The organism is Hamadaea sp. (assembly GCF_013362815.1).
Taxonomy (GTDB): Bacteria; Actinomycetota; Actinomycetes; order Mycobacteriales; family Micromonosporaceae; genus Hamadaea.
In genome coordinates, this window is sequence record NZ_JABFVK010000074.1 from 1 (window position 1) to 7,189 (window position 7,189).

6 protein-coding genes and 1 pseudogene are annotated in these 7,189 nt (G+C 68.5%); 5 read left to right on the top strand and 2 right to left on the bottom strand.

Annotation, left to right across the window (positions count from 1 at the left end):
- The 3 genes and pseudogenes from HOV77_RS28765 to HOV77_RS28775 all read left to right on the top strand — a co-directional run.
- A pseudogene (locus HOV77_RS28765) lies at positions 1-115 on the top strand (co-chaperone GroES); the annotation flags it as partial.
- A 69-nt stretch (positions 116-184) separates the two neighbouring features.
- Entirely contained in the window at positions 185-1,825 is a 1,641-nt protein-coding gene (gene groL, locus HOV77_RS28770; RefSeq protein WP_290867555.1) for a chaperonin GroEL, read from the top strand.
- Between the two features lie 106 nt (positions 1,826-1,931).
- Complete coding sequence (locus tag HOV77_RS28775) at positions 1,932-3,422, top strand: sulfite oxidase (protein WP_290867558.1); 1,491 nt, start codon at positions 1,932-1,934, stop codon at positions 3,420-3,422.
- Positions 3,423-3,564: 142 nt separating this feature from the next.
- Here HOV77_RS28775 and HOV77_RS28780 read toward each other — a convergent pair whose 3' ends face one another.
- Positions 3,565-3,930: a WhiB family transcriptional regulator gene (locus HOV77_RS28780; RefSeq protein WP_290867561.1), complete on the bottom strand. Its 366-nt coding sequence runs from the start codon at positions 3,928-3,930 to the stop codon at positions 3,565-3,567.
- A gap of 264 nt (positions 3,931-4,194) precedes the next feature.
- Here HOV77_RS28780 and HOV77_RS28785 point away from each other — a divergent pair, with 264 nt between their 5' ends.
- Positions 4,195-4,974 carry a response regulator transcription factor gene (locus HOV77_RS28785; RefSeq protein WP_290867563.1) on the top strand — a complete coding sequence of 260 codons (780 nt, stop codon included), beginning with the start codon at positions 4,195-4,197 and terminating at the stop codon, positions 4,972-4,974.
- Positions 4,975-5,146: 172 nt separating this feature from the next.
- On the opposite strand, the gene HOV77_RS28790 is transcribed toward HOV77_RS28785, so the two are convergent.
- A complete protein-coding gene (locus HOV77_RS28790; RefSeq protein WP_253760041.1) occupies positions 5,147-5,527 on the bottom strand; it encodes a DUF5319 domain-containing protein in 381 nt (126 codons plus the stop codon).
- A 159-nt stretch (positions 5,528-5,686) separates the two neighbouring features.
- On the opposite strand from HOV77_RS28790, the gene guaB reads away from it, so the two are divergent.
- Positions 5,687-7,186: an IMP dehydrogenase gene (gene guaB / locus HOV77_RS28795; protein WP_290867570.1), complete on the top strand. Its 1,500-nt coding sequence runs from the start codon at positions 5,687-5,689 to the stop codon at positions 7,184-7,186.
- Positions 7,187-7,189 lie beyond the last annotated feature (3 nt).

Genomic DNA, 7,189 nt, shown 5'->3' on the forward strand with positions numbered 1-7,189 from the left:
GCAGGTCGGCGACACCGTCGTCTACTCGAAGTACGGCGGCACCGAGATCAAGTACGCCGGCGAGGAGTACCTGGTGCTCTCCGCCCGTGACGTCCTCGCGGTCATCGAGAAGTGACCCGGCCGATGGCCCGGCGACCCTGCGTGAAGACCAGGGGAGCCGGGCCATCGCGATGAAGGAGTGAGAATGGCGAAGATTCTGAGCTTCTCGGATGACGCCCGGCACCTGCTCGAGCACGGAGTCGACGCGCTCGCCGACGCGGTCAAGGTCACCCTCGGCCCGCGCGGACGCAACGTCGTGCTGGACAAGAAGTTCGGGGCTCCGACGATCACCAATGACGGCGTGACCATCGCCAAGGAGATCGAGCTGACCAACCCGTACGAGAACCTGGGTGCGGCGCTGGTCAAGGAGGTCGCGACCAAGACGAACGACGTCGCCGGCGACGGCACGACGACCGCGACCGTCCTCGCCCAGGCCATGGTCCACGAGGGTCTCCGCAACGTCACCGCCGGCACCAACCCGTCCGGCCTCAAGCGGGGCATCGACGCCGCGGCCGCCCGGATCAGTGAGGAACTGCTCGGCAAGGCCGTGCAGGTGAACGACCGGCAGGAAATCGCGCAGGTCGCGACCATCTCTGCGCAGGACGCGACGATCGGCGACCTGATCGCCGAGGCGATGGAGAAGGTCGGCCGCGACGGTGTCATCACCGTCGAGGACGGCTCCACGATGCAGACCGAGCTCGAGGTGACCGAGGGTCTCCAGTTCGACAAGGGCTTCATCTCGCCGCATTTCACCACCGACGCGGAGGCGGGCGAGGCCGTCCTGGAGGACGCCTACCTGCTGATCACCACGCAGAAGATCTCGGCCATCGAGGAGCTTCTGCCGGTGCTGGAGAAGGTCGTCCAGGCCAACCGCCCGCTGCTGATCGTGGCCGAGGACGTGGACGGCCAGGCGCTGTCCACCCTCGTCGTCAACGCGATCCGCAAGACCGTCAAGGTATGCGCGGTGAAGGCTCCGGCGTTCGGCGACCGCCGCAAGGCGATGCTGCAGGACCTGGCGATCCTCACCGGTGGTGAGCTGATCGCCGCCGAGCTGGGCTACAAGCTCGACGCGGTCGGCCTGGAGCAGCTCGGTCAGGCCCGGCGGATCGTGGTGGACAAGGACACCACGACGATCGTCGAGGGCAATGGCTCGGCGGCCGAGGTCACGGGCCGGGTCGACCAGATCCGGGCCGAGATCGCGGCGTCCGACTCCGACTGGGACCGCGAGAAGCTGCAGGAACGGCTCGCGAAGCTGGCCGGCGGCGTCGCGGTGATCAAGGTCGGCGCGGCCACCGAAGTCGAGCTGAAGGAGCGCAAGCACCGTATCGAGGACGCCATCTCGGCGACCCGGGCGGCGGTCGAGGAGGGCATCGTCCCCGGTGGTGGCGCGGCACTGACGCAGATCGCCACGATCCTCGACCACGGCATCGGCCTGTCCGGTGACGAGGCCATCGGCGTGTCGATCGTGCGCAAGGCGCTCGACGAGCCGCTGCGCTGGATCGCCCAGAACGCCGGTCACGACGGCTATGTCGTGGTGCAGAAGGTCCGCGAGAGCGGCTGGGGCGAAGGCCTCGACGCGTCGAACGGTTCCTATGTGGACCTCGTCAAGTCCGGCATCGTCGACCCGGTGAAGGTCACCCGCAACGCGGTCGTCAACGCCGCCTCCATCGCGGGGCTGCTGCTGACCACCGAGTCGCTCGTGGTGGAAAAGCCCAAGGAGGAGGCCCCGGCCAACGGCCACGGTCACTCGCACGGGCACGGCCACCAGCACGGCCCGGGCTTCTGACGGTCCGTCGTCGAAGGGCGTCGCGGTTCGCCGCGGCGCCCTTTCGCGTACTCGGTTAAGGCTTTTGTAAGGGACGGATGTCGGGGGCGGGGGCCAGAATAGGCTCATGACGAAGACCCGCGCCGCCTTCTCCGGGGTGACGGCCGCCCTCGTCGCGGTCGGCCTCGCCGAGCTGGTCGCGGTCTTCACCGGCCCCCGGAGCGCGCCGCTGGTCGCGGTGGACGGCTGGGTGATCGACCACGTCCCCGAGTGGCTCAAACAATTCGCGATCAGGGTCTTCGGGACCAACGACAAGATCGCCTTGCTGACCGGCACGGCCGTCGTCCTCACCTTGATCGCTGCGGGCATCGGACTCCTGGCCCGCCGTTCGGTCGCCCTCGGCGTCACCGGCATCTCGCTGTTCGCGCTGGTCGGCGCGCTGGCGGCGGTCACGCGCGAGGGTGCGACGGCCACGTGGGTCCTGCCCTCGGTGGTCGGTGGCGCGGCCGCGGCGCTCACCCTCTATCTACTGGTACGCACAGAGCAGCGGGCCGAGTCCGAAAGCGGCGATCGGCGTACCTTTCTGAAGCTGGCCGGGCTGACGGCGGCCGGAGCGGTGGTGGCCGGCCTGGCCGGGCGAGCGCTGGCGGACCGGCGTGGGGTGGCCGAAGCCCGTTCGCAGGTCGAGCTGCCCACGCCGGGTGGCTCGCCGGCTCCGGCTCCGTCCACATTGCCCGATGGCTACGTGACCGCGAACTCCGAGTTCTACCGGATCGACACCTCGCTGATCGTGCCGCAAGTCGACCCCGACACGTGGACGTTGCGGATTCACGGCTCGGTCGACCACGAGCTGACGATCACGTACGCCGACTTGCTGGCGATGCCGATGATCGAGCGCTACGTCACGCTGGCCTGCGTATCCAACGAGGTCGGCGGGGACTTGATCGGCAACGCGCGCTGGCTCGGCGTACCAATCAAGAGCTTGTTGGAGCGAGCGGGCCCGAAGGCGGGCGCGGACCAGGTGGTTCAGCGGTCCGTGGACGGCTGGACCTGCGGGACGCCGACGCAGGTGTTGCTCGACGGGCGCGACGCGATGCTGGCGGTCGGGATGAACGGCGAGCCGCTGCCGGTGGAGCACGGTTTCCCCGTACGCATGGTGGTGCCGGGGCTGTACGGCTACGTGAGCGCGTGCAAGTGGATCACCGAGCTGGAGCTGACGACGTTCGGGGAGTTCGACGCCTATTGGGTACGCCGTGGCTGGTCGGCGAAGGCACCGATCAAGACGCAGTCGCGCATCGACACGCCGACCGGTTCGAAACGCGCGGGGGAGCTGACCATCGCCGGTGTGGCGTGGGCGCAACATCGCGGCATCGCCAAGGTCGAAGTGCAGGTCAGCGGCGGGACTGAGGGGGGCACGTGGCGAGAGGCCGAGCTGCTCGACACGGTCTCCATCGATACCTGGCGGCAATGGCAGTTGCCGTGGTCGGCGAAGCCGGGGGAGTACACCCTGACGGTGCGGGCGACCGACGTGACCGGGGAAACGCAGACCGAGGAGCGCAGTTCGGTCGAGCCGGACGGGGCGACCGGCTGGCACTCCGTACGCGTGAAGATCACCTGATCCCGCGCCTCGACGGGCGGCCTCGTGCGTCGGCGGGGGGCTCGGGGGGCCTCGGGCGGCCTCGGGCAGCAGATCAGGGTTCTGGGTCGAATCTTGCGTGATGATTCGACCCAGAACCCTGATCTGCTGTGGTCTTAGGGGGTCAGTGTCGTTGGGCCGGGATGCCCCGGGCGAGCCGGGCTTCGAGCCGGGAGACGTCGACCCGGTGGTGATGCCGGTCGGCGAGGTCCTTCCAGCCGATCATCTGCAGTCGGAGGCGCTCGGTCTCGGTGAAACCGCCCCAGACGCCGTAGGACTCATGAGTGACGAGCGCGTGGGCTGCGCATTCCGCGCGAACAGGACAATTGCGGCACACCTGTTTCGCCGCGGACTCGCGGCGCCCCCGGGAGGAGCCGCGTTCGCCGTCCGGGTGAAAGAACTGCGTGCTGTCTCTTCCCCGACAGGCACCCTCGTGTTGCCACTCCCAAATGTCCGCAATGGGACCTGGGAGCCTACGTACGTTGGTCATCGGTCACCTCCCGATGCTGGCCGCGTCGCGATTTTTCCGCACAGTGGTGCCATACCCATGGCTGGGCCGTGACATGCGAACCCACACGGGGGGCCGACGAAAGACGTTACTCCTCCTACAGTCGTCTGTCAGGAGTCATCTGTCCCGGTCATCCTGGGTCGCCCGACACGGCGGCGCGTGAGAGAGTTTTCGACACTTTCCCCCGAAACCGCGTAATGATCAGTGTTTCTCGTGGTCTCCTCCATAGAGGAGAGGGGGATCACCGTGCAGACCGTCCTCGTATGCGTCCGCTCCGCTCAGGCGGCACAAGGCGTCGCCACCTGTGCACAACGGCTCGGCGTCCTGCCCGCCGTTCGCACCGCAGTGACCGCGCATGACGCGCTCACGCAGCTCACCACCGAGCCCGCCGAGATCATCCTGGTGGACACGGCACTCACCCGGCCGGACACGGTCGGCTTCACCCGTCGCGCGCTTCAAGTCTCGCCCCGCGCCACCCTGGTGCTCTTCGGTCTCGAAGACCCCCAGATTGCCCGGGCGGCGATCGAGGCCGGCGCGCGCGGACTCATCGGCGGCACCGACGGAGACGTCGTCAGCGCGGCGGCCAAAGCCCTGCTGCTCGTCATCGTCCGGTACGCCACCACCGCACCGGCGGCCCGGCCGCCCGATCCGGCGTGGGCGGCTCGGCCGACCAACGGCGGGCCCGGCGTACCCGGGACCATGCGGTGGCCGGCCAACGGCGCACCCGCCGCGGCGACCCGCAGTGTGGGGTTGCCGACCATGGTCCCGACCCAGCGCACCGACCTCCCGGACGAAGCAAGGCTCCCCTCGCCGCTGCGTCCGACTCGTTCGACCACCCTCACCGAACGGGAACTGCAGGTCTTACGTGGAATGGCCGACGGTCGCAGCAATGCCGAGATCGGCCGCGAACTGTTCGTCTCGGAGGACACGGTCAAGACACACGCCCGGCGGTTGTTCCGCAAGCTGGGCGCGCGCGACCGGGCCCATGCCGTGGCGGCCGGATTCCGGGCCGGACTGGTCAACTGACAGACACACGGGGACTGGTCAAGGCGTAAACCCCTCACGCCTTGCCGTCAGCCTTGAGCGCTGGATCAGGGATCTCGGCCGAATCTTGCTTCATGATTCGGCCCGGATCCCTGATCCAGCGCGAAAGTACGCGCCCGACGCGGCGAAGGGCGTTACGGGATCAACGAGACAATCAGCCGTTTTCGGCGAGGTCGGCGACGGCGTCGCTGTAGCCGCGGGCGTACTCCCAGCTCACGTAATGATCGGGGTCGGGGTCGTACGCCGGCTCGTGGACGCGCGGGCGGCCGGAGTCGAGGAGATGGCGAAGATTGCCGCGCAACAAGTCCCAGTCGAAGTAATGCGGTTCCTGGCAGTCCTGGCAGTCGATGACGAGCCCGCGAATGCCCCGCGGAGACAGCAGGACCTGGAAGACCTCCAGCTCGCCGAGGTCCTCCATGAGGTCTTCCCGCTCCTCCGGCGACAGCTCGTCGAACTCGTCACCGTCCGGGTCGCCGAGATTGGCGGCCGGGTCGGCCGGATCGCCGTGGAAGGGATCGAGCGGCTCATCGTGCACACCTTCACCGTAATGCCATTCGGCGGGTGATGTGGCATCGGCCGGGGCCGAGTCGCTCGCACGATTGCGAGCCTGCCGAGCGCGGGATCACTACGGCCCACCAGGCTTGCGGGAAACACACACCGCTAAGATGGGATATCGCTGCTTGAGGGGGTTTACGTGGAGCTGACCGGCGACGGCCCAATCGAGATTCCGCTGGGATTGACCTTCGACGACGTGCTGCTCGTGCCGGGCGAATCGGACCTGATTCCGAGCCAGGTAACGACGGTCACGCAGATCACGAGAAACATCACCCTCCAGATCCCGCTGGTCTCCAGCGCGATGGACACGGTGACCGAGGCCCGGATGGCGATCGCGCTCGCGCGGCAGGGCGGTCTCGGCGTACTGCACCGCAATCTTGCGGTCGAGGAGCAGGCGGCCCAGGTCGACCTGGTGAAGCGCTCCGAGTCCGGCATGATCACCAACCCCGTCACCTGCTCGCCCGAGGACACGATCCGCGACGTCGACGCGCTCTGCGGCCGGTACCGGATCTCCGGCGTACCGGTGGTCGACGCGGCCGGTGTGCTGGTCGGCATCGTGACGAATCGCGACATGCGCTGGGTGGCCGACAAGTCGGCCCGCGTCGTCGACGTCATGACGCGGATGCCGCTGGTGACCGCCCCGGTCGGGGTCACCAAGGAAGAGGCGCAGCAGCTCCTGCGGCGGCACAAGGTGGAAAAGCTCCCGCTGGTCGACGACTCCGGCCGGTTGCGAGGCCTCATCACCGTCAAGGACTTCGCCAAGAGCGAGCAGTTCCCGCTGGCGACCAAGGACTCCGCCGGCCGGTTGCGCGTCGGCGCGGCGGTCGGCGTCGGCGACGACGGCTACAAGCGGGCGAAGGCGCTGATCGAGGCGGGCGTCGACGTGATCATGGTGGACACCGCGCACGGTCACAACCGCGCGGTTCCCGAGCTCGTCGCGCGGCTGAAGAAGGAAGCCGACATCGACATCGTCGGCGGCAACGTCGCCACGTACGCCGGAGCCAAGTCCCTGGTGGAGGCGGGCGTCGACGCCGTGAAGGTGGGCGTCGGGCCGGGCGCGATCTGCACCACGCGGATCGTCGCCGGGGTGGGCGTACCGCAGATCACGGCGATCATGGAGGCCGCCCGGGCCGCCCGTCCGGCCGGGGTTCCCGTGATCGGCGACGGCGGCATCCAGTACTCGGGCGACATCGCGAAGGCGATCGTGGCCGGGGCCAGCACTGTCATGCTCGGTGGTCTGCTGGCCGGCTGCGAGGAGTCCCCGGGCGACCTCGTCTACTCCAACGGCAAGCAGTTCAAGGCGTACCGGGGGATGGGGTCGCTGGGCGCGATGATGGCGCGGGGACCGGCGGCGCAGTCCTATTCGAAGGACCGCTACTTCCAGGCCGACGTCACCCAGACCGACAAGCTCATCCCCGAGGGGATCGAGGGCCAGGTACCCTATCGCGGTCCGCTGGCGACCGTCGCCCACCAGCTCGTCGGCGGTCTGCGCCAGGCCATGTTCTACTGTGGCGCGGACAGCGTCGCCGAGCTGCAGAAGCGTGGTCAGCTGGTGCGGATCACCTCGGCGGGGCTCAAGGAGAGCCACCCGCACGACATCCAGATGACCGTCGAAGCCCCGAACTACCAATCCCGCTGAAGG

Coding starts and splice junctions, on each gene's coding strand:
- groL (WP_290867555.1), top strand. CDS start 185: ATGGCGAAGATTCTGAGCTTCTCGGATGACGCCCGGCACCTGCTCGAG.
- HOV77_RS28775 (WP_290867558.1), top strand. CDS start 1,932: ATGACGAAGACCCGCGCCGCCTTCTCCGGGGTGACGGCCGCCCTCGTC.
- HOV77_RS28780 (WP_290867561.1), bottom strand. CDS start 3,930: ATGACCAACGTACGTAGGCTCCCAGGTCCCATTGCGGACATTTGGGAG.